The organism is Acinetobacter sp. ANC 4805, assembly GCF_022549495.1.
Classification (GTDB): domain Bacteria; phylum Pseudomonadota; class Gammaproteobacteria; order Pseudomonadales; family Moraxellaceae; genus Acinetobacter.
Window position 1 is genome coordinate 1 of the sequence record NZ_JAKZGD010000034.1, and the last position, 224, is coordinate 224.

Consider the following 224-nt stretch of genomic DNA (forward strand, 5'->3'; position numbering starts at 1 on the left):
GCAAATGCGATGTCTTTACCGGTCTTGGTTGCAGTAAGGTTTGTATCTGTTGGGTCTGCAACACCGATATCAACGGTATCGCCTGCTTTGATTGCACCTGCATTCGCACCATTCGTTTGTAGGGTAAAGCCGCCTTTTAAGGTGCTAATGTCTGTGGTATTGCTGCTGATTTGTGTACCTTGGTTGTTCACCGTCGTGGTGAGTGCATTGATACTTGTGGTGTT

At 46.9% G+C, this 224-nt stretch carries 1 protein-coding gene; it reads right to left on the minus strand.

Annotation, left to right across the window (positions count from 1 at the left end; translation table 11 throughout):
* Nucleotides 1-224: hypothetical protein (locus tag MMP60_RS15880; RefSeq protein ID WP_241337293.1), on the minus strand; the 224-nt coding region annotated here is incomplete at both ends.